This is a genomic window from Klebsiella scottii (assembly GCF_036561945.1).
Classification (GTDB): domain Bacteria; phylum Pseudomonadota; class Gammaproteobacteria; order Enterobacterales; family Enterobacteriaceae; genus Klebsiella; species Klebsiella scottii.
On record NZ_JARXNI010000017.1, the window covers coordinates 247,701 to 273,102 of the forward strand.

26 protein-coding genes and 3 tRNA genes are annotated in these 25,402 nt (G+C 56.1%); 9 read left to right on the top strand and 20 right to left on the bottom strand.

The window, feature by feature from the left end:
- Positions 1-18: 18 nt before the first annotated feature.
- Positions 19-1,401: a DNA repair protein RadA gene (gene radA / locus QFI97_RS01375; RefSeq protein ID WP_159871278.1), complete on the bottom strand. Its 1,383-nt coding sequence runs from the start codon at positions 1,399-1,401 to the stop codon at positions 19-21.
- Positions 1,402-1,410: 9 nt separating this feature from the next.
- A complete protein-coding gene (serB, locus tag QFI97_RS01380; RefSeq protein WP_095103927.1) occupies positions 1,411-2,382 on the bottom strand; it encodes a phosphoserine phosphatase in 972 nt (323 codons plus the stop codon).
- Between the two features lie 103 nt (positions 2,383-2,485).
- Here serB and QFI97_RS01385 point away from each other — a divergent pair, with 103 nt between their 5' ends.
- Together QFI97_RS01385 and lplA are read left to right on the top strand one after the other, a co-directional pair.
- Entirely contained in the window at positions 2,486-3,133 is a 648-nt protein-coding gene (locus QFI97_RS01385; protein WP_346430431.1) for a YtjB family periplasmic protein, read from the top strand.
- Positions 3,133-4,149: a lipoate--protein ligase gene (gene lplA / locus QFI97_RS01390; RefSeq protein ID WP_346430432.1), complete on the top strand. Its 1,017-nt coding sequence runs from the start codon at positions 3,133-3,135 to the stop codon at positions 4,147-4,149. Before QFI97_RS01385 ends, lplA begins: the two co-directional genes overlap by 1 nt.
- 85 nt (positions 4,150-4,234) lie before the next feature.
- On the opposite strand, the gene deoD is transcribed toward lplA, so the two are convergent.
- The 12 genes from deoD to QFI97_RS01450 all read right to left on the bottom strand — a co-directional run bounded on the left by deoD (position 4,235) and on the right by QFI97_RS01450 (position 15,291).
- The gene (gene deoD, locus QFI97_RS01395) at positions 4,235-4,954 is read right to left on the bottom strand and encodes a purine-nucleoside phosphorylase (protein ID WP_041143950.1); all 720 of its coding nucleotides are present in this window, start codon (positions 4,952-4,954) and stop codon (positions 4,235-4,237) included.
- Between the two features lie 57 nt (positions 4,955-5,011).
- Positions 5,012-6,235 carry a phosphopentomutase gene (gene deoB / locus QFI97_RS01400; RefSeq protein WP_095103933.1) on the bottom strand — a complete coding sequence of 408 codons (1,224 nt, stop codon included), beginning with the start codon at positions 6,233-6,235 and terminating at the stop codon, positions 5,012-5,014.
- A gap of 52 nt (positions 6,236-6,287) precedes the next feature.
- On the bottom strand, positions 6,288-7,610 hold the full coding sequence (gene deoA, locus QFI97_RS01405; RefSeq protein WP_346430433.1) for a thymidine phosphorylase: 1,323 nt from the start codon (positions 7,608-7,610) through the stop codon (positions 6,288-6,290).
- A gap of 156 nt (positions 7,611-7,766) precedes the next feature.
- Positions 7,767-8,546 carry a deoxyribose-phosphate aldolase gene (gene deoC / locus QFI97_RS01410; RefSeq protein WP_159237547.1) on the bottom strand — a complete coding sequence of 260 codons (780 nt, stop codon included), beginning with the start codon at positions 8,544-8,546 and terminating at the stop codon, positions 7,767-7,769.
- Positions 8,547-8,983: 437 nt separating this feature from the next.
- The gene (locus QFI97_RS01415) at positions 8,984-9,763 is read right to left on the bottom strand and encodes a TatD family hydrolase (protein WP_095103937.1); all 780 of its coding nucleotides are present in this window, start codon (positions 9,761-9,763) and stop codon (positions 8,984-8,986) included.
- Complete coding sequence (locus QFI97_RS01420; protein ID WP_095103939.1) at positions 9,760-10,833, bottom strand: patatin-like phospholipase family protein; 1,074 nt, start codon at positions 10,831-10,833, stop codon at positions 9,760-9,762. Before QFI97_RS01420 ends, QFI97_RS01415 begins: the two co-directional genes overlap by 4 nt.
- A gap of 142 nt (positions 10,834-10,975) precedes the next feature.
- Positions 10,976-11,137: a DUF1328 domain-containing protein gene (locus QFI97_RS01425; RefSeq protein ID WP_004857650.1), complete on the bottom strand. Its 162-nt coding sequence runs from the start codon at positions 11,135-11,137 to the stop codon at positions 10,976-10,978.
- A gap of 122 nt (positions 11,138-11,259) precedes the next feature.
- Positions 11,260-11,871, bottom strand: coding sequence for a molecular chaperone OsmY (gene osmY, locus QFI97_RS01430; protein WP_346430434.1), 612 nt, complete (start codon positions 11,869-11,871; stop codon positions 11,260-11,262).
- A gap of 218 nt (positions 11,872-12,089) precedes the next feature.
- The gene (gene prfC / locus QFI97_RS01435) at positions 12,090-13,679 is read right to left on the bottom strand and encodes a peptide chain release factor 3 (protein ID WP_095103943.1); all 1,590 of its coding nucleotides are present in this window, start codon (positions 13,677-13,679) and stop codon (positions 12,090-12,092) included.
- Between the two features lie 91 nt (positions 13,680-13,770).
- Complete coding sequence (gene yjjG, locus QFI97_RS01440; RefSeq protein WP_095103945.1) at positions 13,771-14,448, bottom strand: pyrimidine 5'-nucleotidase; 678 nt, start codon at positions 14,446-14,448, stop codon at positions 13,771-13,773.
- Positions 14,449-14,462: 14 nt separating this feature from the next.
- Positions 14,463-14,909, bottom strand: coding sequence for a ribosomal protein S18-alanine N-acetyltransferase (gene rimI / locus QFI97_RS01445; RefSeq protein ID WP_095103947.1), 447 nt, complete (start codon positions 14,907-14,909; stop codon positions 14,463-14,465).
- Complete coding sequence (locus tag QFI97_RS01450) at positions 14,878-15,291, bottom strand: DNA polymerase III subunit psi (RefSeq protein ID WP_095103949.1); 414 nt, start codon at positions 15,289-15,291, stop codon at positions 14,878-14,880. The genes rimI and QFI97_RS01450 overlap by 32 nt, the downstream gene beginning before the upstream one ends.
- A 175-nt stretch (positions 15,292-15,466) precedes the next feature.
- Between QFI97_RS01450 and rsmC the strand changes: the two genes are divergently transcribed.
- From rsmC to QFI97_RS01470, 4 genes are all read left to right on the top strand, one after another.
- A complete protein-coding gene (gene rsmC / locus QFI97_RS01455; RefSeq protein WP_095103951.1) occupies positions 15,467-16,495 on the top strand; it encodes a 16S rRNA (guanine(1207)-N(2))-methyltransferase RsmC in 1,029 nt (342 codons plus the stop codon).
- Positions 16,496-16,665: 170 nt separating this feature from the next.
- Positions 16,666-16,752: transfer RNA gene (locus tag QFI97_RS01460), tRNA-Leu, on the top strand.
- Between the two features lie 28 nt (positions 16,753-16,780).
- Positions 16,781-16,867: transfer RNA gene (locus tag QFI97_RS01465), tRNA-Leu, on the top strand.
- 30 nt (positions 16,868-16,897) lie between these two features.
- A tRNA-Leu gene (locus QFI97_RS01470) sits at positions 16,898-16,984 on the top strand.
- A gap of 22 nt (positions 16,985-17,006) precedes the next feature.
- On the opposite strand, the gene QFI97_RS01475 is transcribed toward QFI97_RS01470, so the two are convergent.
- Positions 17,007-17,246: a DUF1435 domain-containing protein gene (locus tag QFI97_RS01475; RefSeq protein WP_095104115.1), complete on the bottom strand. Its 240-nt coding sequence runs from the start codon at positions 17,244-17,246 to the stop codon at positions 17,007-17,009.
- Positions 17,247-17,508: 262 nt separating this feature from the next.
- Between QFI97_RS01475 and QFI97_RS01480 the strand changes: the two genes are divergently transcribed.
- Together QFI97_RS01480 and fhuF are read left to right on the top strand one after the other, a co-directional pair.
- Positions 17,509-18,555, top strand: coding sequence for a GGDEF domain-containing protein (locus QFI97_RS01480; protein WP_095103953.1), 1,047 nt, complete (start codon positions 17,509-17,511; stop codon positions 18,553-18,555).
- Between the two features lie 112 nt (positions 18,556-18,667).
- The gene (fhuF, locus tag QFI97_RS01485; protein ID WP_095103955.1) at positions 18,668-19,456 is read left to right on the top strand and encodes a siderophore-iron reductase FhuF; all 789 of its coding nucleotides are present in this window, start codon (positions 18,668-18,670) and stop codon (positions 19,454-19,456) included.
- A gap of 43 nt (positions 19,457-19,499) precedes the next feature.
- Here the strand turns inward: fhuF and QFI97_RS01490 are convergent, their stop codons facing one another.
- A complete protein-coding gene (locus QFI97_RS01490) occupies positions 19,500-20,843 on the bottom strand; it encodes a PTS sugar transporter subunit IIC (RefSeq protein ID WP_045860100.1) in 1,344 nt (447 codons plus the stop codon).
- Positions 20,844-21,182: 339 nt separating this feature from the next.
- On the opposite strand from QFI97_RS01490, the gene QFI97_RS01495 reads away from it, so the two are divergent.
- Complete coding sequence (locus QFI97_RS01495; protein WP_095103957.1) at positions 21,183-21,641, top strand: YbaK/EbsC family protein; 459 nt, start codon at positions 21,183-21,185, stop codon at positions 21,639-21,641.
- A gap of 15 nt (positions 21,642-21,656) precedes the next feature.
- On the opposite strand, the gene bglJ is transcribed toward QFI97_RS01495, so the two are convergent.
- The 4 genes from bglJ to pobA all read right to left on the bottom strand — a co-directional run bounded on the left by bglJ (position 21,657) and on the right by pobA (position 25,320).
- On the bottom strand, positions 21,657-22,334 hold the full coding sequence (gene bglJ, locus QFI97_RS01500) for a DNA-binding transcriptional activator BglJ (protein ID WP_346430435.1): 678 nt from the start codon (positions 22,332-22,334) through the stop codon (positions 21,657-21,659).
- The gene (locus tag QFI97_RS01505) at positions 22,295-23,017 is read right to left on the bottom strand and encodes a helix-turn-helix domain-containing protein (protein WP_095104117.1); all 723 of its coding nucleotides are present in this window, start codon (positions 23,015-23,017) and stop codon (positions 22,295-22,297) included. Before QFI97_RS01505 ends, bglJ begins: the two co-directional genes overlap by 40 nt.
- A 225-nt stretch (positions 23,018-23,242) precedes the next feature.
- Positions 23,243-24,112, bottom strand: a complete 870-nt coding sequence (locus tag QFI97_RS01510) for a helix-turn-helix domain-containing protein (protein ID WP_095103961.1) — start codon at positions 24,110-24,112, stop codon at positions 23,243-23,245.
- Positions 24,113-24,135: 23 nt separating this feature from the next.
- Entirely contained in the window at positions 24,136-25,320 is a 1,185-nt protein-coding gene (gene pobA / locus QFI97_RS01515; RefSeq protein WP_346430436.1) for a 4-hydroxybenzoate 3-monooxygenase, read from the bottom strand.
- Between the last annotated feature and the right edge of the window lie 82 nt (positions 25,321-25,402).

The window sequence follows — 25,402 nt, forward strand, 5'->3', positions numbered from 1 at the left end:
AAGACGACGGATATTTAATTATAAGTCGTCAAAAACGCTTAGCGCATCCGCAAGCTTTTTCACGCCAAAGATTTGCATCCCTTCCGGTACTTTTTTCGGCACGTTGGCGGCCGGGACGATGGCGCGGCGGAACCCGTGCTTGGCCGCCTCGGAGATGCGCTCCTGGCCGCTGGGCACCGGGCGGATCTCGCCGGACAGGCCCACTTCGCCAAACACCACCAGATCGTGCGGCAGCGGACGATCCCGCAGGCTCGACACCATCGCCAGCAGCAGCGCGAGGTCCGCGCTGGTTTCCGCCACCTTCACCCCGCCAACGACGTTGACGAAGACGTCCTGGTCGGACATCTGCAGGCCGCCGTGACGGTGCAGCACCGCCAGCAGTATCGCCAGCCGGTTCTGCTCCAGCCCCACGGCCACCCGGCGCGGGTTGGACATCATCGAGTGATCGACCAGCGCCTGAATCTCCACCAGCAGCGGACGGGTGCCTTCCCAGACCACCATCACCGAACTACCGGAAGTGACCTCATCGCCGCGGCTGAGGAAAATAGCCGAAGGGTTGCTGATTTCGCGCAGCCCCTGCTCGGTCATCGCGAAGACCCCCAGCTCATTCACCGCACCGAAGCGGTTTTTATGGCTGCGCAGGGTGCGAAAGCGGGAATCGGCGTCGCCATCCAGCAGTACCGAGCAGTCAATACAGTGTTCGAGCACCTTCGGCCCGGCCAGCGAGCCGTCTTTGGTGACGTGACCCACCATAATAATCGCCACGTCGCGGGTTTTCGCAAACCGCGTCAGGTAAGCGGCGGTCTCACGCACCTGGGCCACGCTGCCCGGCGAGGACTGCACGTCGGCCATATGCATCACCTGGATGGAGTCGATAACCATCAGCTGCGGCTTTTCTTCGTCGGCGATCTGGCAAATTTGCTCAATGCTGGTTTCGGAGAGCATGTTGAGATTGGCCGTTGGCAGCCCCAGACGATGCGCGCGCATCGCCACCTGCTGCAGAGACTCTTCCCCGGTGACGTACAGCGTTTTCATTCCTTCCGCCAGCCGGCACAGCGTCTGGAGCAGCAGCGTCGATTTCCCCGCACCCGGGCTGCCGCCAATCAGAATCGCGCTCCCCGGCACCACGCCGCCGCCAAGCACGCGGTCAAACTCTTTAAAGCCGGTGGAAAAGCGCGGCAGCGCCTCAAGGCTGATCTCCGACAGCTTTTGCACCTTCGACACGCCGGCATTACCGGCATAGCCCGTCAGGCGCTCGTTTCTCGCCACCTGCGGCGAAGCGGCAATACGCACCTCGGTGATGGTATTCCAGGCATGACAGGCGCTGCACTGCCCCTGCCAGCGGGGGTAATCCGCACCACATTCATTACAGACAAATGCGCGTTTTGGAGCTTTCGCCACGTTAACCTCTTACTTTTGGTTCATGCTGCCCGAGAGAATACAGAATACCCCCATCAGGTCAGCGTGGCGGATCGTTACTTCCGCCAGCTCGTTCACTTTCGGTTTCGCATGATAGGCGATACCGAGGCCCGCGGCCTTGATCATCGGCAGATCGTTGGCGCCGTCGCCGATCGCCACAGTTTGCGCCGGCGGAATTTCATATTTTTCCGCCAGCTTGCGCAGCGTCGCGGCTTTGTATTTAGCATCGACGATATCACCAATCACGTTGCCGGTTAGCCTGCCGTCCATGATTTCCAGCTCATTAGCGAACACGGCGTCAAGATGCAGCTTGTCGCGCAGGTATTCCGCAAAGAACGTGAAGCCGCCGGAGGCGATAGCCACCTTCCAGCCCAGCGCTTCCAGTTTCAGCACCAGCTGAGTCAGCCCCGGCATCAGCGGCAGCGCTTCACGCACCTGCAGCAAAATATTGGCATCGGCATCTTTCAGCGTCGCCACCCGCTGGCGCAGGCTGGCGGTAAAGTCCAGCTCACCGCGCATCGCGCGTTCGGTCACTTCCGATACCAGCTCGCCGGTTCCCGCGAGCTTCGCAATTTCATCGATACACTCAATCTGAATGGCGGTGGAGTCCATATCCATCACCAGCAGCCCCGGCGAGCGCAGGTGCGGGATCTTACCCAGCGGCGCGACGTCCAGCCCGGCTTCGTGCGCCAGTCGGGTCGCGCGCAGGGTCAGAGAGCCGGCCAGACGAATAACCTGATAGTCTTCAACGACCCAGGAGGCGACGATAACCAGCGCCGCGCCCAGCTCACGCTGCCAGTCCGTTAAACGGCGCTTATCAAGGCCCCGGCCGTAAAGCAGCCAGCCGCTGCGTCCGGCATGATAATCCAGCGGCATGACCTCATCACCGCTCAGCGAAAGCGGTAATCCAGGCCACAGGGAAACATCTTCGGGCAGATCGCACCAGGTCAAACTGTTCGGCATTACGGCTCCAGATTTCTTCATTCAGGCGAGGAAAATAACGCATGAGGCTACCTTGTAACCAGCGCTTCTGGCAACATTAAGCTGCAAATATTAAAGGTGGAATATGGTACGCGCAAAACTGAAATTCCGACTGCATCGCGCCGTCATCGTTCTGATCTGTCTGGCGCTTCTCGTCGCTCTGATGCAGGGAGCCTCGTGGTTCAGCCAGAACAGCCAAAAACAGCGTAACCCGCAGCTGGAAGAACTGGCCCGCACGCTTGCCCAGCAGGTTTCGCTAAATCTTGCGCCGATGATGCGCAGCGAAACGCCCGATGAGAAGCGCATCAGTCAGCTGCTGGAGCAGCTTACGCAACGCAGCCGTATCCTGGATGCCGGCGTCTATGACGACCAGGGCGACCTGGTGGCGCGCTCCGGCGAAGGCGTCAACGTCCGCGACAGGCTCGCCCTCGACGGTAAAAAGGCCGGCGGCTACTTTAATCAGCAAATCGTCGAACCTGTCCAGGGGAAAAACGGTCCGCTCGGCTACCTGCGCCTGACGCTGGATACCCATACGTTAGCGACCGAGGCAAAACAGGTGGATAATACCACCAATATTCTCCGCCTGATGCTGCTGCTGTCGCTGGCTATTGGCGTCGTGCTGACCCGCACCCTGCTGCAGGGTAAACGCACCCGCTGGCAGCAGTCGCCATTCCTGCTTACCGCCAATAAGCCGGTGGAAGATGAAGAAGAAGATAAAAAAGGAACCCCCTGATGCCGACGCTACGCCTGCTGCTCTCCGACTCCTACGATCCGTGGTTCAACCTCGCGGTTGAGGAGTCTATTTTCCGCCAGATGCCGGCAACCCAGAGAGTGCTGTTTCTGTGGCGCAACGCCGATACGGTGGTTATTGGCCGGGCGCAAAACCCGTGGAAAGAGTGCAACACCCGCCGGATGGAGGAGGACAACGTGCGTCTGGCGCGCCGCAGCAGCGGCGGCGGCGCCGTTTTTCACGATCTGGGCAACACCTGCTTTACCTTTATGGCGGGCAAGCCCGAGTACGATAAAACCGTCTCCACGCGTATCGTCCTCGAGGCGCTCAACGCGCTGGGCGTCGCGGCGGAAGCCTCCGGGCGCAACGATCTGGTGGTGAAAACCGCCGAAGGCGATCGCAAGGTCTCCGGCTCCGCCTACCGTGAAACGATGGATCGCGGCTTTCATCACGGCACGCTGCTGCTGAACGCCGATTTAAGCCGTCTCGCCAACTACCTCAATCCGGACCCAAAAAAGCTGCAGGCCAAGGGGATAACCTCGGTACGCGGCCGGGTTGCCAATCTGGTGGAGCTGCTGCCTGGCATTACGCACCGTCAGGTTTGCGCCGCCATTGAAGAGGCTTTTTTCAAACATTACGGCGAGCGCGTGGAAGCCGAAGTCATTTCGCCGGATAACACGCCGGACCTGCCGAATTTTGCCGAAACCTTCGCTCGCCAGAGCAGCTGGGAGTGGAATTTTGGCCAGGCGCCGGCCTTCTCTCATCTGCTGGATGAGCGCTTTCGCTGGGGAGGCGTCGAGCTGCATTTCGACGTCGAGAAGGGGCATATCACCCGCACGCAGGTGTTTACCGACAGCCTGAACCCGGCGCCGCTGGAAGCGCTGGCCGCGCGGTTGCAGGGCTGTGCGTATCGCGCCGAGGCGCTGCAGCAGGCGTGCGAGGCGTTACGGGTCGATTTCCCCGAGCAGGAACAGGAGCTAGGTGAGCTGTCCGCATGGATAGCGGGTGCGGTGCGCTAATGGCCGGAGGTTGGCATCCGGCCGCGGCGTTCGTGCCTTAGCCGGAAACTGAGGCCCTCCCCGCATCGGGGGAGAGCCGCTCATCTTACTCTTGATCGCCCAGCAGAACGGATTCCAGCGCGATTTTGATCATATCGTTGAAGGTGGTCTGACGCTCGGCAGCGGTGGTCTGCTCGTGCGTACGGATATGATCGGACACGGTACAGATGGTCAGCGCTTTTGCACCGAACTCCGCCGCCACGCCGTAGATACCGGCCGCTTCCATTTCCACGCCCAGAATGCCGTATTTTTCCATCACGTCAAACATGGACGGGTCCGGCGTATAGAACAGATCGGCGGAGAAGATGTTACCGACGCGCGCGTCAACGCCCAGCGCTTTCGCGGCATCAACGGCGTTGCGCACCATGCCGAAGTCAGCAATAGCGGCAAAGTCATGGTCTTTAAAACGCAGACGGTTCACTTTGGAATCGGTGCAGGCGCCCATACCGATAACCACGTCACGCAGCTTCACGTCAGCGCGTACCGCGCCGCAGGAACCGACGCGAATGATTTTCTTCACGCCGAAATCGGTGATCAGCTCTTTGGTATAGATGGAGCAGGATGGGATACCCATTCCGTGGCCCATAACGGAGATTTTGCGGCCTTTGTAGGTCCCGGTGAAGCCCAGCATGCCGCGCACGTTGTTAACTTCACGCACATCTTCAAGGAAGGTTTCCGCAATGTGCTTCGCGCGCAGCGGGTCGCCCGGCATCAGAACAACATCAGCGAAATCACCCATCTCGGCGTTAATATGTGGAGTTGCCATCGTTTTATCCTTTTATATTTAAATGCATGAAGGGCGGGAAGTTCCCGCCCAAATCCATCAGAACATAGCTTTGCCGTAGTCCATCGCGGAAGTACCGAAGTAGCTCGCCAGCGTTTGGCCGATATCCGCGAAGGTTTCGCGGTGGCCAAGCGAACCTGGTTTAACCTTCGGACCGTAAACCAGTACCGGAATATGTTCCCGGGTATGGTCGGTGCCCTGCCAGCTTGGGTCACAGCCGTGGTCGGCGGTCAGGATCAGAATGTCATCTTCCCCGACCAGCGCCATCAGTTCAGGCAGACGGCGGTCGAACAGCTCCAGACCCGCGGCGTAGCCGGCGATATCGCGACGGTGGCCCCATGAAGAGTCGAAATCGACGAAGTTGGTGAAGACGATTGTCTTGTCGCCCGCTTCTTTCATCTCTTTGATGGTCGCGTCAAACAGCGCGTCCAGGCCGGTCGCCTTCACTTTTTTAGTGATCCCGCAGTTCGCATAGATGTCGGCGATTTTACCCACCGACACCACGTGGCCGTCTTTCTCATCCACCAGCTTCTGCAACACGGTGGCGGCAGGCGGCTCAACGGCGAGGTCATGACGGTTACCGGTGCGCTGGAAGCTACCCGCCTTGTCGCCGATAAACGGACGCGCAATCACGCGGCCGATGTTGTAACCGCCTTCAGTCAGCTCTTCGCGCGCGATTTCGCACAGCTCATACAGCTTATCGAGACCATAGGTTTCTTCATGACAGGCAATCTGGAACACCGAGTCAGCGGAGGTATAGAAAATCGGCTTGCCGGTTTTCATATGCTCTTCGCCGAGCTGATCCAGAATGACGGTACCGGAAGAGTGGCAGTTGCCGAGGTAGCCCGGCAGGTTTGCGCGTTTAACCAGCTTGTCCAGCAGCTCCTGCGGGAAGCTGTTCTCGTGTTCCGGGAAGTAGCCCCAGTCGAACAGCACCGGCACGCCGGCGATTTCCCAGTGGCCTGACGGCGTATCTTTACCGGAAGAGAGTTCGTGCGCCCACGCATAGGCGCCGACAACTTCCGCATTTCCATCCATTCCTGCCGCGATGGAACCCGTAGAACCTTCATGCGCTTTTACCAGACCGAGACGGGTCAGGTTTGGCAAATTCAGCGGGCCTTTGCGGCCGGTGTCGGCTTCCCCGTTTGCGCACGCTTGCGCAATATGTCCGAGGGTGTCTGCGCCAACGTCGCCAAAGCGAGCAGCATCTTCAGTCGCACCGATGCCGAAGGAGTCCAGCACCATAATAAATGCACGTTTCATATTATTCTCCGTACCTTTTGCGCTGCAAAAAAGCGATCAGATCAGTATACAGCTATTCAGTAATGCGACGATAGACCGTCGGCGTTTCTTTCGGTGCGGTATCGTCCAGTTTAATTGCCGCTTTCACGGCTTTGGCGGCGTCCTGCCAGCTGGATTCATCTTTCGCATGAATCACCGCCAGCGGCCGCTGCCCGTCAACGCTATCGCCCAGGCGAGCCATATCGGTAAAGCCGACGCTATAGTCAATCGGGTCGGATGCCTGGCGACGGCCGCCGCCCATCGACACCACCGCCATACCCAGCGCCCGGGTGTCCATTTCAGCGACAAAGCCTTCGCCATCAGCGTAGACCGCTTTGCTCAACATCGCGGTCGGCAGATATTTATCATAGTTTTCAACGAAATCGTTCGGGCCTTTCTGCGCCGCTACCATTCGACCAAAGACCTCGGCCGCTTTACCGTTATACAGCACCGCCTGCAGCTTCGCCCGCGCGTCGGCGTCGTCCTGGGCCAGCTTGCCGGAAATCAGCATTTCGACGCACAGCGCCATCGTCACGTCAAACAGACGCGGATTGCGGTATTCGCCGGTCAGGAACTGCACCGCTTCGCGAACCTCCACGGCGTTACCGGCGCTGGAAGCCAGCACCTGATTCATATCGGTCAGCAGCGCGGTGGTACGCACGCCCGCGCCGTTGGAGACGCCAACGATCGCTTCGGCCAGCGCCGCAGAGAGCTCGTAGGTCGGCATAAAGGCGCCGCTGCCGACTTTCACGTCCATCACCAGCGCATCCAGGCCTTCAGCCAGCTTTTTCGCCAGAATAGAGGCGGTGATCAGCGGAATCGAGTCCACCGTCGCGGTAATATCGCGGGTGGCGTAGAAGCGCTTGTCGGCAGGCGCCAGCGAGCTGGTCTGTCCGATGATAGCCACGCCGACATCCTTAATGATGTCGCGGAAACGGCCGTCATCCGGGAAAATATCGAAGCCTGGGATCGCTTCCAGCTTGTCGAGCGTTCCGCCGGTATGCCCCAGTCCACGACCGGAGATCATCGGCACATAGCCGCCGCATGCGGCGACCATCGGGCCAAGCATCAGCGACGTGACGTCGCCCACGCCGCCGGTGGAGTGCTTATCCACGATCGGCCCGTTAAGATTGAGGCTTTTCCAGTTCAGTACGGTTCCTGAATCCCGCATCGCCATCGTCAGCGAAACGCGTTCTGGCATAGTCATATCGTGGAAAAAAATGGTCATCGCCAGCGCGGCTATCTGCCCTTCGGAAACGGTATTATCGCGAATACCGTTGATGAAAAAGCGAATTTCATCATCGCTCAGCGCGTGACCATCACGTTTTTTACGAATAATTTCTTGTGCGAGAAACAAGGTAACCCCCTGAGGAATAAGGTCAAACACGACGGGCGGCGTTATCTGCGCCCGTGCTAAAATCCTGAAGCCCGGCCGCACCTCGCGGCGCCGGGGATCTCCCGGCGTCGGCGCTGCCGCGCCTCGTCCGGGATACGGTTATGTCACCGTTACGTCTTAGTAGCTGCTGGCGCTCTTACCGTCGCCGTGACCCAGCGCTTTCAGCAGGCTAGCCAGCAGGCTTGACGCGCCAAAACGGTAGTGACGTGAGTCAGCCCACTGTGCGCCGAACAGCTCATCGGCAATCGCCAGGAACTGCTGTGCGTCTTCCGCGCTGCGTACGCCGCCCGCTGGCTTAAAGCCTACGGTTTCCTGTACGCCCATATCGCGGATAACTTCCAGCATGATGCGCGCGCTTTCAGGCGTGGCGTTTACCGGCACTTTCCCCGTCGAGGTTTTGATGAAATCCGCGCCCGCTTTGATGGAAATTTCGGAGGCTTTGCGGATCAGCGCTTCTTCTTTCAGCTCACCGGTTTCGATGATCACTTTGAGCAGAACGTTAGCCGCCGCACAGGCCTCTTTGCAGGCTTTAACCAGGTCGAATCCAACCTGCTCATTGCCGGCAATCAGCGCCCGGTACGGGAATACCACGTCAACTTCATCGGCGCCGTAGGCGATCGCGGCGCGGGTTTCCGCCAGGGCGATATCGATATCGTCATTACCGTGCGGGAAGTTGGTCACCGTGGCGATATGGATATCCGGAGTGCCTTGCTCATTCAAGGTTTTACGAGCAATCGGAATAAAGCGAGGGTAGATGCAGATAGCGGCCGTGTTACCTACCGGCGTTTTTGCCTGATGACACAGCGCAATCACCTTCTCATTGGTGTCGTCGTCATTCAGGGTGGTCAGGTCCATCAGTTTCAATGCGCGCAGGCTGCTTGCAGATAAATCAGTCATTTCATACTCCGACGGCTTATTGCCGGTTGAATAGTTTGTCACCTTGCGAGTCTGTTACTATTGTAACATCACCTCGCCGCTACACTTCGACATCCATCACAGTTAATGAAAACTAATTACTAACTTGCATAACCATAATGAGATGTAAATCACATAAAAATGCCAGTACTCACCATCTCAGCGACAAGTTTTCTTTAAGCATAATCAGAATTCCTCATCGTGCGATAATGTTATTATTATAACATACCAGCGCTGAATAACTCGACCGCAGCGCGCACACATTGTGCTCAAGAAAGGTGAATTTATAGTTATCCATTGAAAAATAGATACTTTATTTAACGTTAGGGAATGATGGAATTTTCACAAAAAAGGGGCGGTAGCGTACGTTTTGCCACGGCGGCGGCGGAGAGGACAGGTTTAGGCTGTTTAGCGAGGATTTACAGCGTGCCGAACAACGCTTTGGTGTTGCTCAGAAGAGCGTGCGCGATAACATCAGCCGGCTCCTGGCGCAGCTCGCACAGCGTGGCAAAAACCCGAGCCGCCTGCTCCGGGCGATTTGGCTGTCCCTGAAAACCGTTTAGCGGCATATCCGGGGCATCCGTTTCCAGCAGCAGCGCCGATAGCGGCAGACGCGACATGACCTCGCGCGTTTTGCTGGCGCGGGGATAGGTGATGGTTCCGCCAACGCCAATTTTGTATCCTGACTGCACGAAACGCTCCGCCTGCTGAAGGCTGCCGGCAAAACCATGCACCACGCCGGTACGCGCCAGAGCATGCTTTTTCAGCAGCATCGCCAGCTTATCGTGCGTGCGTCGCGAATGGAGGATCACCGGCAAATCATAACGTTTTGCCAGCCGCAGCTGCGCCTCAAGCAGCGCCTGCTGCCGATCAAACTGCGGGTCCTCGCGATAGAGATCGAGGCCAATTTCACCAATTGCCACCACCTTCGCGCTGCGCTGCTGCAGGCAGGCTTCAAGCCGCTGAAGGCTGCTCTCGTCATGACGCTCAATAACTATCGGATGCAAGCCCAGCGCGGCATACAGCGCATCATGCTGCGAGGCCAGGGCCAGCACGCGGGGAAAATTATCCGCCTCGGTGGCGGGGACAATAATCTGCGTCACGCCTTCACGCGCGGCCCGGGCAATGCTCTCCACTTCATCATGCGCAAACGGTGGAAAATCGAAATGACAGTGGGTATCAATAAATTGCAGCATCACGCCAGGTCCTCATTATCGAAGCTGGCATCGTTGGCCTGGGCGGCGTCGATCAGGGTTGCCTGATGCGCATCGTTGGCAACGGAAGCCGGCGGCACCACCACCGGCGCAGGCACCGCGAGACGCGGCATATGGCGCAGCAGCGGCGGACGATCGGCCAGCAGCCTGCCCACCGTTGCCAGAAAATAGCGGCCGCACTGGCGCCCGGTTTTATAGTCCTCCAGCAGCGCCGGCAGCCGGCTCCCCAGGGCCATACTTTTTAGCGGCTTCTGCGGGAAAATTTCGAGGATCCGCAGCTTACCCGGCGGCTTCTCAATAAACTGCTGGGTCGCGCGGTAGGTGGCCTCATGGTGCTGGACCAGATTCACAAACGGCTGCAGGCTGCTTTCACCGAGCCAGCGCTCCATACGTTTGAACCACTGCGGGGTATAGTACATCTGCGACGGGACCGTGCGGATCACCACAATCGTCTGCGCGCCGCGTTTTGCCGCCTCCTGCACCGGAATCGCATCGCTGACGCCGCCGTCGAGATAGCTGATGCCGTCAAGCATCACGCCGCTGCGATAAAAACCGGGGATCGCGCTGGAGGCGCGGATCTGATCGAGCCACGTGGACTGCGTCGGGGAAAAGTAGTTTGGCGTATAGTCATCGCCGCGGCAGGCGCACATCCACAGCTCTTTGCCCTGTGAAAATCGCTCTTCGGCATAGCTCATCGCCAGAGGCATTTTTTGCGCCGTGGTTCCCACCAGCCAGTCGAGATCGATAAGATTCCCGCCGCGCACGAAACGCATCGGGTCAAAAAACTCGCGGGAGGTGGTATAACGCGTGATGACCTTACGCGCGTAGCCCTGCTGGTTGCACATATAGGCTGACAGATTTTGCGCCCCGGCGGAGGTACCGAGCATAATGTCAAAAGGGTTGAATCCGGCGCGCATGAACTCATCCAGCACCCCGGCGGTAAAGATCCCCCTTTGTCCACCCCCCTCGCACACCAGACCAAGCTTGCCCGGCTGAAAAGGTTTAACCGATAACGGCGCAATATTGCCAAGCGTTACGGGAATTCGATGCCCCACTCTGCTTTCCTGTTTGCTTATTCTATAACAACAAAGTAACGCAAGTTTTATACCCCTGATACAGCAAAAGCCAGTCATATAGACTGGCTTTATGTAAAACACTATTTCATCAATGCGCTTAAAGCCGTTCTGGCCTTTGCATCTATGGGCGTCGACGCCCGGTAAACAGACTGACCAGGAACAGAATAATACCGACGACAAAGACAATTTTCGCCGCCCAGGCTGCCGTACCCGCCAGGCTACCGAATCCTAAAGCGGCGGCAATTAAGGCGATGACCAGAAAAATAATGCCCCATCGAAACATAATGCTCTCCTTACCATAGTGGATAACGGTCGCTTTTCTACGCGCTCAGGTCGCGCAGGCACCAACCCTGTCGTGCTCTGATTCAACGGCAGTAGCCGAAAAAATATGTTTAGTGAACGGTGTTATTGAACTTTGAGGTCGTTTTTTACGGTTTTTACGCCAGTCACGGCTTTAGCGATCCCGGCGGCGCGATCCGCCTGCTGACGAGACCCAACCGTCCCGGACAGACGCACGGTGCCGGAGCTGGTTTCAACCGTCACCTTCCGCGAAGGGACAATATCATCGGCCAGCAGCTTGGCTTTAATTTCGCTGGTAATTGCCGTATCGCCAGCGTAGCCCTTCAGGCTTGCAGGCTGCTGATTGGCCACGCTCAGCTCATCGTTAACCGCCGAGACGCCCTTAATCTCTTTCGCTATCCTGACCGCCTGCTCTTTCTGCCCGGAGCTCTCCACCGAGCCGCTCAGGGTGACCGTTTTATTCTCGGTTTTCACCGAGATATCCGTACTGCGGATGCTTTTATCATCGATTAGCGCCGCCTTAACTCTGGCAGTAATCGTGCTGTCGTCCATAAAGTCGCCGACTTTATTCATCGAGCTATCGACAGCCTGCCCGGCGCTGTTAGCAACGGACTTTGCGCTGTCCGTCGTTGAGTTATCCGCATATGCCGAGGCGCTGATCATGGCCGAGCCTAAGAAGAGCGCCAGCAGCGTGCTGGTATTCTTTAGTCTTGTCATGGTGATCTCCTCGTTATTTCTATATCGGTAAAGCAAAATAAGTAGTTTATTAAGCCAGCGTTTTGAAAATTGCTTATTAAATATAGTAGAAGGTCGCAAGGAGGGCGGGAAATATGCATAAAAAAACGGGACAACAGAAAAATTTAAGAACTTTCTTTAGCGGCGGGAACGGCGGGAAAATTGAGTAGAGCGCGGCTAAAGCCGCGCTCCAGAAGGAATTAGTGCTCGCGTGTTTTACGGAACATGACCTCAGGATAACGCTCCTGAGTCAGGTTGAGGTTTACCATCGTCGGGGCGATATAGGTCAAATTATCACCACCGTCGAGGGCCAGCTGAATTTCGTTTTTACGCTTAAACTCTTCGAATTTCTTCACGTCGGTCGACTCGACCCAGCGGGCGGTCGCCACGTTTACCGATTCGTAAATCGCTTCCACGTTATATTCGCTCTTCAGGCGCGCAACCACCACGTCAAACTGCAGCACCCCAACGGCCCCAACGATCAGATCGTTATTGGCGATCGGACGGAAGACCTGTACCGCGCCCTCTTCAGAGAGCTGAACCAGCCCTTTAAGCAGCTGTTTCTGCTTCAGCGGATCCTTCAGGCGGATACGACGGAACAGCTCCGGCGCGAAGTTCGGAATGCCGGTGAACTTCATCATCTCTCCCTGGGTAAAGGTATCGCCAATCTGAATGGTACCGTGGTTATGTAATCCGATAATATCGCCGGGATAGGCTTCTTCAACGTGTGAACGGTCGCCCGCCATAAAGGTTAGCGCGTCGGAAATCACCACGTCTTTGCCAATCCGCACCTGACGCAGCTTCATGCCCTTTTCGTACTGTCCGGAAACCACGCGCATAAAGGCGACGCGGTCGCGGTGTTTCGGGTCCATGTTGGCCTGAATTTTAAACACAAAGCCGGTGAACTTCTCTTCTTCCGCTCGAACTTCGCGCGTATCGGTCTTACGCGGCATCGGCGCTGGCGCCCACTCCACCAGACCATCCAGCATATGATCGACGCCGAAGTTACCTAAAGCCGTTCCGAAGAAGACCGGGGTAATTTCCCCTGCCAGGAACAGATCTTTATCGAATTCGTTAGAAGCGCCCTGCACCAGCTCCAGCTCATCGCGCAGCTGCTGCGCGAGGTCTTCACCGACCGCGCTGTCGAGATCCGGGTTATTCAGGCCCTTAATAATGCGGACTTCCTGAATGGTGTGGCCCTTACCGGTCTGATAGAGATACGTCTCATCTTTATAGAGATGATACACGCCCTTAAACAGCTTCCCGCAGCCAATCGGCCAGGTGATCGGCGCGCAGGCGATGCGCAGCTCGTTTTCAACTTCGTCCAGCAGCTCCATCGGATCGCGAATATCGCGGTCGAGCTTGTTCATAAACGTCAGGATCGGCGTGTCGCGCAGACGGGTAACTTCCATCAGCTTACGGGTACGATCTTCGACGCCTTTGGCCGCATCGATAACCATCAGGCAGCAGTCCACCGCCGTCAGCGTACGATAGGTATCTTCAGAGAAGTCTTCGTGGCCCGGGGTATCCAGCAGGTTAACCAGGCTACCGTGATACGGGAACTGCATCACCGACGTGGTAATAGAGATACCACGCTGCTTTTCCATCTCCATCCAGTCCGATTTGGCGTGCTGGTTGGAGCCGCGGCCCTTAACGGTACCGGCGGTTTGAATCGCCTGTCCGAACAGCAGCACCTTTTCGGTGATGGTAGTTTTACCGGCATCCGGGTGAGAAATAATGGCAAAAGTGCGGCGCTTCGCCACCTCTTGCAGATAAGGAGACAACGTCATAATTGAATCTTCTTAGTAAACGCGGCAACCGGCCACGCATGTTAAATACGAAAAATTGCGGCTATTTTACCCATCAACGGGGGGGAGGCAATCAGTGTTTACACAGGAGCTGCTCCAGTTCGCTTAACGAGGTTACCGTCCAGTCCGGCCGGAGATCCGCAGGCAGCTCGCGCTGATGGGCGTTGAGCCAGCAGGTCGCAAGGCCGGCGTTGACGCCGCCGCGGATATCAGACTCCGCGGTGTCCCCCACCATCAGCACGCGGGAACGATCCGCAACGCCCGCCTGCGCCAGCGCGTAATCAAAGATCCGCGCATCCGGTTTTGCGACGCCCACTTCTTCAGAAATAATCAATAAATCAAAGTGATCGCGCAAACCGGTTCGTTCCAGACGGATCTGCTGCAGCGAAGTGAAGCCGTTGGTAATAATCCCCATCTTCACCTTGCCCTGCAGCGCATTCAGCAGCGATACCGCACCAGGAAGCGGCGAACAAATCTCGGCCATCGCGTTCATGAACGCATCGTTAAGCTCGCCCGGCGGCACGCTCAGGCGGCTGGCCCAGCTATCAAAACGCTGGTGCTGCAGCTGAAGCGAGGTGATAGCGCCGTTTTGATAATCCACCCACAGCGGTTTATTCACGGCCTGATAGTCCTGAAAATCTTCAGCGGTAAACGTCACGCTATAGTCGAGGAACATCCGCTGTAAACCGGTGAAGGAGTCAAACGTAAACAGCGTTTCATCGGCATCAAAGAAAATCCAGTCCCACTTCATCGTATCACCTTGTCTTACATGCTTAGCGGTAGAGCCATAATGATTGCATCCTCACGACCGTCGGCCGTAGGGTAGTAGTTGCGGCGGATGGTCGCCTCGTTAAAGCCTAAGCTTTCATACAGCGCAATGGCCGCAGCGTTAGACGCGCGAACCTCCAGCCACAGCGTGACGACGCCGCGTTGTTCGACCTCGTCAATAACCCGCTCCAGCAGCTCTCGCCCGAGGCCGCGCCGCTGGAAAGCCGGATCGACGGCGATGTTAAACAGGGTCGCCTCGTCCAGCACAATTTGCGTAATGGCAAAGGCCGCCATTTTACCATCGACCGCCAGCTGGAGATTCAGGTAGCGTTCGCCCTGATTGCTGGCGAAGGTTTGCTCACTCCACGGAAAAGCGTGGGCGAGAGTTTCTATTTGCCAGGCTCGGGGCAAATCAGCCGCGTTGAGGGTAGAAATCGTGTTCATGTGCGCAGATTTGTTGCCAGAGCGCCATACGGGCAGGCGCGCTGGTCTGGAGTTCATCGAAAGCGGGCGAAGTTACCTGTGCGCCCGCCAGCAGCAACGGTGCGTCTGTGCCTAACCGCCAGCTGTTACAGCGGCTGTTCGGCGGCAGCATGGCCACGCGGTCTGGGGTCAGCTGCAGCACCTGATCCGGCGTCAGCGCCAGCGCGCGTAGAACATCGCCGATTAGCGGTTCGCTGAGCGGCGGCAGATTCTCCGCCACCATCACCAGACGAATATGCCCGGCCAGTGAGATAGCGATTTCGCCCTGCAACGCCCCGGGGCGACGTAGCGACCACTGGGTAATGCCCAGCTGCTGTAATTGCCAGTCTCGTCGGGATGTCATAGCGAAACACTCCTGTTAATCAAGCGCGCAATATAGCAAATCCGTCGTATTTGCGCCAACAAACTCCGCCCCCGTCGACGGCAGAATACGGCGATGCGCGCAGGGGAAGCCAACAAAGAGGCAGCGCTAAGGATAACGTGTATAATCGGCGCCAGTCTTAATGAAGGAGTGTTTCATGTCTGCTTTTACCCCGGCAAGTGAAGTCTTGCTGCGCCACAGTGATGATTTCGAGTCCGCCCGCGTTCTGTTTGCCGGTGACCTGCAGGATGACCTGCCCGCACGCCTGGAGACCGCATCCAGCCGCGTCCACACCCAGCAGTTTCACCACTGGCAGGTGCTGAGCCGCCAGATGGGCGATAATGCCAGCTTTGGCCTGGTGGCGCAGGCCAGCGACGTCGCCGATTGCGATACGCTGATTTACTACTGGCCAAAGAACAAGCCGGAAGCCCAGTTCCAGCTGATGAACCTGCTTTCGCTGCTGCCGACCGGTATCGATATTTTCGTGGTCGGTGAAAACCGCAGCGGCGTACGCAGCGCCGAGCAGATGCTGGCCGACTACGCGCCGCTGAACAAAGTCGACAGCGCCCGCCGCTGTGGGCTGTATCACGGCCGTCTGGAAAAACAGCCAACCTTCGATCCAGAGCAGTACTGGGGCGAATATCCGCTGGAAAATCTGACGATTAAAACCCTGCCTGGCGTATTCAGCCGCGATGGGCTTGACGTCGGTAGCCAGCTGCTGCTCTCAACGCTGACGCCGCATACCAAGGGCAAAGTGCTCGACGTCGGCTGCGGCGCGGGCGTGCTGGCGACCGTACTGGCAAGCCACTCGCCGAAGGTGCGCTTAACCCTCTGTGACGTCAGCGCCCCGGCGGTAGAAGCCAGCCGCGCAACCCTCGCCGCCAACGGCATCGAAGGTGAAGTGTTCGCCAGCAACGTCTTCTCCGAAGTTAACGGCCGGTTTGACATGATCATTTCCAACCCGCCGTTCCATGACGGCCTGCAGACCAGCCAGGAAGCGGCGCAAACTCTGATTCGCGGGGCGGTACGTCACCTCGGCAGCGGCGGCGAGCTGCGCATTGTCGCTAACGCCTTCCTGCCCTATCCGGACGTGCTTGACGAAGTCTTCGGCTTCCACGAAGTCCTCGCTCAGACCGGTCGCTTTAAGGTCTACCGCACCGTGATGACCCGTCAGGCGAAGAAATAGCTCCTCGCTACCGTCCGGCGACGAAACCGCGCGTCGCCGGCGTTTTACCGCTGCCCGGCGCGCATTTTTGCAACAATCAATTCAGCCCGGACAATTAACTATTGACGAATAGCTGAAAACCACTAGAATGCGCCTCCGTGGTAACGATACTTTCATAGTGTCGATGGTATGCGAAGGTGGCGGAATTGGTAGACGCGCTAGCTTCAGGTGTTAGTGTCCTTACGGACGTGGGGGTTCAAGTCCCCCCCCTCGCACCATAAACCACGCAGATATCGCTCGCACTGTGCGAAGGTGGCGGAATTGGTAGACGCGCTAGCTTCAGGTGTTAGTGTTCTTACGGACGTGGGGGTTCAAGTCCCCCCCCTCGCACCAACGAGGCGATATCAAAATTAAGAATACTGTGCGAAGGTGGCGGAATTGGTAGACGCGCTAGCTTCAGGTGTTAGTGTCCTTACGGACGTGGGGGTTCAAGTCCCCCCCCTCGCACCAATATTCTTAACTCCTCCCTGAATCACCCTATCAGCCTTAAATTCAAAGTCATCAGCATAATCCCGCTGACCAATGCCACGCATGACGGTAGTAAAACGAAATGACGCAGCTGTCGGTGCCAGATCATCACCGCAGACATCAGCAGCCCCAGGGTCACCAACCCGCGCCAGGCATCCAGCGACAAATCAGCAAATCCAAGAGCAGCAATGACTGCGCCAGGAAGCAGTACGCCCCACCCGCTGCCTAAAGTCCGCTGCAACATGTTTTCACCTCTCATAACGATAATGATAACCAATATCATATGATAGCTTTTATCATTTGTCATGTTAACCATAGCGGTAACTTTATTCTTTACGTTTGCGGTAATGACATACATTCATGAAGGTGATAAATTAAGCGCGAAACGCTTATATATTAAAACATTTGATTATTTCGCAAAAACCTTATATTGCGCATTGCTTTTTATTGTTCATTTTTGGCAGCCATCATTTTGAAATTTAACGACTAATAATGATATCCCCCATATGACTGCACAATCCTGGCGAGCTCATTACGAAAAAAAATATCAGTATTCCTTACGGCTTTTTTTAGTCCTTAATTTGATTTCAGCATTCTTATCCCTGGTTAGCCCACTCTTTGCTATCGTGAGCTTTACCCTGCCCTGCGCCCTGATCTTCGCCGGTAGCACCGTTTTATTGCTATGGCACTGGAGATTCTCGCATCGCATAATAAATATTTCCTTTATTTCTCTGATATTTGGCCTTCTATGGGCGTGGCACGTTTGCGAAAAATCATTAATGATGCCGCCACCGCATTTTAACTTTCTGGTGATCGCCCTGTTAAGCGTGCTATTTATTGGCGCGATCGCTTTTTCCAATAATATCATTGCCTTTACCCTGCACTCCTTCCCCACTTTTGCTGCCTGCCTGATCCTTGCTGAAGGCGAGCAGTGGCTGCGTATGCTCTACTGCTTTGTGCTTCCCATTGTGGGCATCACGATACAAAACCTGATTCAGAAACGCAGCGATACCTTTACCCAAGGCCTGATGGATAAGCTGTTGAAGGAGCGAAATACGCTCAATGACCTGAGTATGCTCGACCCTCTTACCGGGCTGTACAATCGCCGCGGATTGCAAAACCGGCTGGATACCCTGCTGGCTTTGGATAGTAATGGCCATCATGTGCTGCTGCTGGATATCGATCACTTCAAAGCCTACAACGATCACTACGGGCATATGATGGGTGACCAGGCGCTGATTCAGGTTTCCGCCGCGATCCGCAACGCCGTTCGCTCACGCGATATTGTGGCCCGTTTTGGCGGAGAGGAGTTTATGGTGCTGCTGACCAACAGCACGGCGGAGACCGCTCAACAGGCAGCAGAACGTATCCGCCAGCGGGTCTACGATTTGAAAATCGCCCATATGTTTAATGAAAGCGTCGCCACCAACGTCACGATCAGCATCGGGATGACGCCGCTGATCGATGCCGATATCGACGGAGCCCTGAAACGAGCCGACAGCGCGCTCTACGAAGCGAAAAACCTCGGCCGTAATATTATTCTCGCCAGCTAATCCCATCGCCGCGCCGCCAGGGAAGCGCTGCGCGGACAAAAATCTTGCCATCCTTTACGCAAGCAACTAGTATCAGAAATCATTATCATTTAGATTTGTATCTGGCGCTCTGATGGCTTACCGTTCAATCCCATTCAGCAATGACGTTATCTGGCAGGCCCCGTTTCAGCCGGCTAAGCATGCGCTGGCGGATGCAATACGGGAAAAAATCACCGCCTTGCGTCCGCATCTGCTGGATTTTCTTCGTCTGGATGAAGAAGCCCCGTCCTGCGCGCTGACGCTTGCCGAGTGGTCCTCGCCGGTTACGCTGAGCTCCCTGCTGGCTACCTACTCCGATCATATCTACCGCAATCAGCCAACGCTGCCGCGCGAGCAAAAACCGCTGCTCTCGCTGTGGGCACAATGGTATATCGGCCTGCTTGTACCGCCTCTGATGCTGGCCCTGTTAAGCGAAGAGCAAACCATCAGCCTGGCGCCGGAACATTTCCGCGTAGAGTTCCATGAAACCGGCCGCGCGGCCTGCTTTTGGATCGACGTCCACTCTGCCGCCGCCAGCAGTGGGCAGTCGCCGCAGTCGCGGATCGAAACGCTGGTCAATGATGCCCTGCAGCCGGTGATTCAGGCGCTGGAAGCGACCGGCGATATCAACGCGAAGCTTATCTGGAGCAATACCGGCTATTTGATTAACTGGTATCTGGGTGAGATGAAGACGCTGCTGGGAGAGGAACGGGCGGCGGCTCTGCGCCAGCACTGTTTCTTTGAAAAGCAGTTTGCCGATGGCCGGGATAACCCGCTGTGGCGTACGGTCGTTGTACGTGAAGGAGCGCTGGTGCGGCGTACCTGCTGCCAGCGCTACCGCCTGCCGGATGTCCAGCAGTGCGGAGACTGCACGTTAAAATAATCCGCTTTTTCACGCGGGCGGCCCTAACGCCGCCCGCCTGCTTTTATGCCGTTTGCTGGCTCTCTTCAGCCACGCGCTGGGCCTCTTCCGCCTCCTGCTCTAACAGCTGTTTCTCGTATACCTTAAAGAACGGGAAATAGATGATGGCTGAAACGCAGGCCAGAAGAATCACCAGGATCGCCGCCCGGAAATCCCAGCCCAGCGCCCATGCGGCACCAATTGGCGCCGGAGCCGTCCAGGGTACCACTGAGATAACCCGGCCAATCAGATCCAGCTTCATTGCCGCCCAGGCGAGCACGGCGTTAACCATCGGTGACAGCAGGAACGGAATAAAGAATACCGGGTTCATAACGATTGGCGTGCCGAAAATGACCGGTTCGTTAATGTTAAACAGGCTCGGTACCACGCTCAGACGGCCAATAGACCGCAGGTGGGCTGAGCGGCTGCGCAGGTAGCAGATAACCAGCCCCATCGTGGCGCCAGACCCGCCTATCACAATGAAGAACGTCCAGAACGCCTCCATAAAGATGTGCGGTAACGGTGCGCCCTGTGCCAGAGCCTGCTGGTTCATGCCCAGGTTGGTCAGCCAGAACATCTGCAGCATACCGGAGACGATTGCCGCCCCGTGGATCCCTGCGAACCACAGCAGATGGCCAATCAGTACCGCCAGTAAAATTGCCGGCAATGAATCAGCGGCGGAAACCAACGGTTTAAAGACGGACATAATGGCCTGCGGAATAAGCATGTCAAACTGATGCTGAATGAACAGGCTGAGCGGATAGAGCGTCAGCACCACCACCAGCACCGGGATCAGCAGGTCAAACGAGTTTTTAATCATCGGTGGAACCTGATCCGGCAGGCGGATCCCGATGTTATGCGCCTTCAGAAAGCGCATCATCTCAACGCAATAGATCGCGACCAGGATCGCGGTGAAGATCCCCGTCCCGCCCAGGCTATCCACCGGTAAAGTCCCGCTAGTTTTCGGGGCCGCCACCAGCAGAAAAGCCATAATTGACAGCATGCTGCACATAAAGGGATCGAGCTGGTGGGATTTTACGTAATGCTTGCCGAGGTTATAAGAAATCGCGGCACAGATATAGATAGACATGATGCCCATCGTCATATCGAACGGCGTCAGAATTCGCCCTTCAAACTCTTTTGCTAAATCCAGCCAGGTACGCGCGAACCCCCAGGTGGTATCCGGGGAAAACGGCGGGTAGGCAAAAACCAGAAGAAATGAACCGACGATCATAAACGGCATGGCCGAGATAAAGCCGTCACGAATAGCCATAACGTGGCGCTGCGACGAGATTCGCCCGGCGACAGGGCTAATATAATTTTCTACAAAGCGGAATATCAGATTAAACGCAGCATGGTTAGCAGACATAGCAGCCCTCCTGACAGGCTATAGAAACAGGCCCAACAACGATTATCTTGCCGTTGTGATGAAACATGTTCTGTGAGCGAAAAACCACATCAGCCATTCGCCCAGCTATACTGCTCAAGTCAGCACGATTCATACACGGCTCTTTGTTATAAGTGACGCAGGGAAGTTACCCATTCAGTATTCATCTGAGCGACCGTAACCGCAACCGGTTACAGTAACCGGTTGCGGTGATTGTGAAGAAGATCCAGAAATTGGAAAAATTCTCGATTATCAGCCGGCAATATTTACACTCCGCCAGGCTTATGCCAGATTAAAACGGGCATTAATCAGGAGATCCTAATGAGTCTGCAGTCCGTACGGCAGTTTTTTGCCGAACACGCCCCCGATATCGAAATCATCGAGCTCGCTCAAAGCACCGCAACCGTGGCTCTCGCCGCCGCGGCGCATCACGTTGAACCGGGACAAATCGCCAGAACCCTGTCGTTAAAGGTAAAAGACCGGGTGATACTCGTCGTCTCTCGTGGCGATGTGCGTCTGGATAATAAAAAGCTGAAGGAAGCGTTTGGGGCGAAGGCCCGTATGCTAAGCAGCGATGAGGTCGTCACGCTAACCGGGCATCCCGTTGGCGGCGTATGCCCTTTCGGCCTGGAAAACCCGCTGACGGTCTATTGCGATATTTCACTGAAGCAGTATCAGGAAGTCCTGCCTGCGGCCGGCGCCATCCACAGCGCGGTTCGCATTTCTCCTGACCGGATGGCCCAGCTCACCGATGCAACCTGGGTTGACGTTTGCCTGTAAAAACTTGCAGCAGGGTTACTCAAGGCACTCCTCCGCCGCATCTTCGTCGAGGGCCGATAAATGCATCAGGATATCGGCCGCGCTCAGCAGGCCGATATCTGAACTGACGCCGAGTTTAGTCATGGCGTTGAATTTATGGGCGCGGATGGTTTTGATATTACGATCCAGCTGAGCGGCTATTTCTGGTAACGAATAGCCGTAGGTCATATAGCGAAGAATATGCTGTTCCGTTGGGCTCAGAATTTGGCTGCCGAGGCCAGAATTTGGGTTGAGCGGCGCCTCGTCCGCCTGCAGCGTCTGGTTAACCAGCTGAATGAGCTGTTCCTGCAACCGTACGCGGCAGATCGATTTATTCAGCACGCCGTGCAGGTTGGACGGCGTCAGCTGGCTGACCAAACACGCTTCAGCGCTATTATTCGCTAAAACGATGCGCCGTATCTCAGGACTGGAACAGGCGATTTCATGAAGAAAAAGCAGGCTTTCCATGCGAAAGAGGCGATTGCTAAAAAGTGAAAAAATAACGGCAATCACTTTTTTAGACTGCAGCATCCGGCGCAGCGCTTGGGTATCTTTAAAAAACCGCACAATATAATTACCCGCTCCCGCGCTGGTTAATATATGACGCAGCGCCAGCTCGGTCAGCATGCATTTTTCTACGACAGCGACATATCGAGGTGAGTTGTTTTTTTCCATTGCTTTTGTTCTCCAAAAGCGGCGTAGATATTCAGCTCCTTCATTCCCTGAGCGCTATTAATCCAGGCGTACATTTCCGCATTGCTGCGCAAAGAGAGGCGACGCATAGCGCTATTTTTCTGCGCGCTAATTGTTTTATTACTCTTTTTCAACAGCGCGGCAATTTGGTTAATTCCCCAGCCTTTCGCCAGCAAACGTAAAACTTTACGTTCAGATAGCGTCAGAAAAATCGCCGTTGGCTGATTCTCTTCGCTATTCCCTAACGCGGAGGATAATAGCGTCTGGCTTATTCTCTCCCGCGCCGTAGCGTCCGCGTGGATAACCTCAACCAGGTGTTTTAGCGACTCATGGCTGGAAATGAGCGTGCTTTCCGCACAGACTAATATCTCCATAGTCTGGAGATCGCAGGAATGGCCAATCATATAGACCCAATGAATGTCTCTATATTGGATCATCAACGAGTGATAGTCCTCACACACCTCACGGGGCTGATGGATTTCGTCTGATAAATCAGCGACCACCAGCACCGCCTGCCGCAGCTGAAGCAGAGTCAGCTCCTCCAGAGAGCCGCAGACGCAGAAGGCATATTCGGGGAGATGCTCCTCGGCTATCGCCTTCAGTCCATGCTGCATAACCGGTATTTTACTGATAATAATGCCGTATTTACCCTGTCCCGGTAACATAAACCCTCCGCTTCCCATCGAAGACTCGCGCCTTTAATAATAAAGATGAATAATTTGGCGGTAGCTATATTACTGTGCCAGATAAATCTTTATTGGTCTGGCGAGGAATTTAGCCTGACCTTGCCAACCATGAACGCTAACACAGGCAATAACGCTCAATAAGTTAGAAAAATTTAAAATGAAATTTAGGAAAAATAATTTATTGCGGGACAGAATAACGGTATCTCATTTGATGCTGTTCCTGAATGCCTTTGGCGACACGCCGCTATAGCGCCGGAAAAATCGGGAGAAGTAGGTGGAATCGGAAAAACCCAAATAATCAGACAGTTGGGCTACCGTCATCCGGGTATACTGCAGATTCCGCCGCGCTTCAAGCATCAGCCGGTGGTGCAAAACCCCTAACGCGCTGCGGCCGTGGAATTCACGACACAAATAGTTAAGGTGCGTAGCCGAAATACCCACCCGCCTGGCGTACTCCGCCAGCGGGATATGTTCGCGATAGTGGCTCTCAATAAGACGAGAAAAGTGACGCATAGCGCTGCGCTTCCTTTCCGCTCTGTCTGCCGTTACCGGTGCCGGAAGACAGCGTCGGTTCAGCCATACCAGCAGCGCGCCAAGCAGCGAATGGAGCATCATTTCGCGCGCATCAAGCTCTTCGCAGTACTCCTCGCGCAACGCCGTAAACAGCGCCCGAACATGGCCTCGGGAGCGCCTGACCGGCACGCACTGCGGCTGGCTGAGCACATCGAGCTGGCGACCAAACTGGTTTTCAAAACGGCTGAGCAGCGGTAGCGCCAGCGAGAGCACGTACCCTTGAGTGCCCGGTGAAAAGCGAAATCCGTGAACGCACAGCGCCGGTACCACCTGGATGCAGGCTTCCGTCATCACGGTCGTCACGCCCTCAATCTCGATCTCAGCTCTTCCCTTATGGAGATACAGCAGCTGCACCAGCTCGGCGTGCTGATGCATGCGGATATGCCACTCGTACAGGCTGCTGCGCTGCAAAATCGACTCGCAGTGCAGGAGATCCGGCGTCGGCCAGTCTCGTTCTTCCCCATATAGCTTAAACACGGGAACGCTATTCGCTGCCTGCATGACGACTCCTGCCGTTTTCAACGCTACGCCACGCGCTCCATTGGCAGACCGACATAGTTTTCCGCAATGGTGGTCAGCCCGGCACGTGAGCCAAGATAATAGCGGCGATCGGCCGCCTGCATTTTTTTATCAAACTCGCTCTGCTGCGGGAAATCATGCAGCAGGCGGGTCATAAACCAGCTGAATCGTTCGCCTTTCCACACCCGATCCAGCGCGAAACGCGAGTAGCTCGCCAGCAGGTCGGCGCGATTATGGTGATAATATTCGCGCAGGATCCGCCATAAATAGTTCACGTCAGAGGCGGCCAGGTTCAGCCCTTTCGCCCCGGTTGGCGGCACGATATGCGCCGCGTCCCCGACCAGGAAAAGCCTTCCGTACTGCATCGGCTCCACCACGTAGCTGCGCAGAGGTGCGATGCTTTTCTCAAGTGAGTGACCAGTCACTAACTTTGTAGATAGCTCATCCGGCAGGCGGTTCTTCAGCTCTTCCCAGAAGCGCGCATCCGACCACTGCTCCACCTTATCGCTAAGCGGTACCTGTAAATAGTAGCGGCTACGAGTTAGTGAGCGCTGACTACAGAGAACAAATCCGCGTTCATGATGGGCATAAATCAGCTCGGGATTAACCGGCGGCGTATCGGCCAGCATCCCCAACCAGCCAAACGGCCAGACGCTTTCATACTCTTTAAGGAGCTCACGCGGAATGCTTTGCCGCGACACGCCGTGAAAGCCATCGCAGCCGGCGATGAAATCACAGCTGAGGCGGTGCGTTTCCCCGCCGCTGACGAAGGTGATTGCCGGCCGATCGCTTTTTGCATCGTGAATCACCACGTCGCTGACGCCGTAAACGATCGGCGCCCCGCAGCTGGCGCGGGCCACCATTAAATCCCGGGTCACCTCGGTCTGGCCGTACACCATCACGCTTTTCCCCCCGCTAAGCTCCGTAAGGGCGACCGGGACGCGCTGCCCCTCAAACAAAAACTCAACGCCGTGATGCACCAGCCCCTCTGCGTCCATCCGCTGCGCCACGCCCGCCTCACGGAGCAGATCGACGGTGCCGCTTTCAAGAATACCTGCCCGGATGCGCCCGAGGACGTATTCAGGCGTCTGTCGTTCGAGGATAACGGTCCGAATCCCCGCATTATGCAACAGCTGCCCCAGCAGCAGCCCTGAGGGACCAGCACCGATTATCGCGACCTGAGTTTTCATAGGGCTATCTCGCTCTCGAATGGTTAATTATTTGTTTGTTTTTTGTTTATTAAAAGTTCTCAGGTGCATTTTTGATAACTCA

Excerpts from the sequence above, each read along its gene's own strand:
- QFI97_RS01450 (WP_095103949.1), bottom strand. The coding sequence starts at position 15,291 with ATGACATCCCGACGAGACTGGCAATTACAGCAGCTGGGCATTACCCAG.
- QFI97_RS01505 (WP_095104117.1), bottom strand. The coding sequence starts at position 23,017 with ATGTTACCGGGACAGGGTAAATACGGCATTATTATCAGTAAAATACCG.
- prfC (WP_095103943.1), bottom strand. The coding sequence starts at position 13,679 with ATGACGTTGTCTCCTTATCTGCAAGAGGTGGCGAAGCGCCGCACTTTT.
- deoB (WP_095103933.1), bottom strand. The coding sequence starts at position 6,235 with ATGAAACGTGCATTTATTATGGTGCTGGACTCCTTCGGCATCGGTGCG.
- QFI97_RS01490 (WP_045860100.1), bottom strand. The coding sequence starts at position 20,843 with ATGTCTGCTAACCATGCTGCGTTTAATCTGATATTCCGCTTTGTAGAA.
- rsmC (WP_095103951.1), top strand. The coding sequence starts at position 15,467 with ATGTCTGCTTTTACCCCGGCAAGTGAAGTCTTGCTGCGCCACAGTGAT.
- QFI97_RS01425 (WP_004857650.1), bottom strand. The coding sequence starts at position 11,137 with ATGTTTCGATGGGGCATTATTTTTCTGGTCATCGCCTTAATTGCCGCC.
- deoC (WP_159237547.1), bottom strand. The coding sequence starts at position 8,546 with ATGACTGATTTATCTGCAAGCAGCCTGCGCGCATTGAAACTGATGGAC.
- yjjG (WP_095103945.1), bottom strand. The coding sequence starts at position 14,448 with ATGAAGTGGGACTGGATTTTCTTTGATGCCGATGAAACGCTGTTTACG.
- lplA (WP_346430432.1), top strand. The coding sequence starts at position 3,133 with ATGCCGACGCTACGCCTGCTGCTCTCCGACTCCTACGATCCGTGGTTC.
- QFI97_RS01480 (WP_095103953.1), top strand. The coding sequence starts at position 17,509 with ATGACTGCACAATCCTGGCGAGCTCATTACGAAAAAAAATATCAGTAT.
- QFI97_RS01495 (WP_095103957.1), top strand. The coding sequence starts at position 21,183 with ATGAGTCTGCAGTCCGTACGGCAGTTTTTTGCCGAACACGCCCCCGAT.
- QFI97_RS01510 (WP_095103961.1), bottom strand. The coding sequence starts at position 24,112 with ATGCAGGCAGCGAATAGCGTTCCCGTGTTTAAGCTATATGGGGAAGAA.
- rimI (WP_095103947.1), bottom strand. The coding sequence starts at position 14,909 with ATGAACACGATTTCTACCCTCAACGCGGCTGATTTGCCCCGAGCCTGG.
- serB (WP_095103927.1), bottom strand. The coding sequence starts at position 2,382 with ATGCCGAACAGTTTGACCTGGTGCGATCTGCCCGAAGATGTTTCCCTG.
- pobA (WP_346430436.1), bottom strand. The coding sequence starts at position 25,320 with ATGAAAACTCAGGTCGCGATAATCGGTGCTGGTCCCTCAGGGCTGCTG.
- bglJ (WP_346430435.1), bottom strand. The coding sequence starts at position 22,334 with ATGGAAAAAAACAACTCACCTCGATATGTCGCTGTCGTAGAAAAATGC.
- QFI97_RS01475 (WP_095104115.1), bottom strand. The coding sequence starts at position 17,246 with ATGTTGCAGCGGACTTTAGGCAGCGGGTGGGGCGTACTGCTTCCTGGC.
- fhuF (WP_095103955.1), top strand. The coding sequence starts at position 18,668 with ATGGCTTACCGTTCAATCCCATTCAGCAATGACGTTATCTGGCAGGCC.
- deoD (WP_041143950.1), bottom strand. The coding sequence starts at position 4,954 with ATGGCAACTCCACATATTAACGCCGAGATGGGTGATTTCGCTGATGTT.
- osmY (WP_346430434.1), bottom strand. The coding sequence starts at position 11,871 with ATGACAAGACTAAAGAATACCAGCACGCTGCTGGCGCTCTTCTTAGGC.
- QFI97_RS01385 (WP_346430431.1), top strand. The coding sequence starts at position 2,486 with ATGGTACGCGCAAAACTGAAATTCCGACTGCATCGCGCCGTCATCGTT.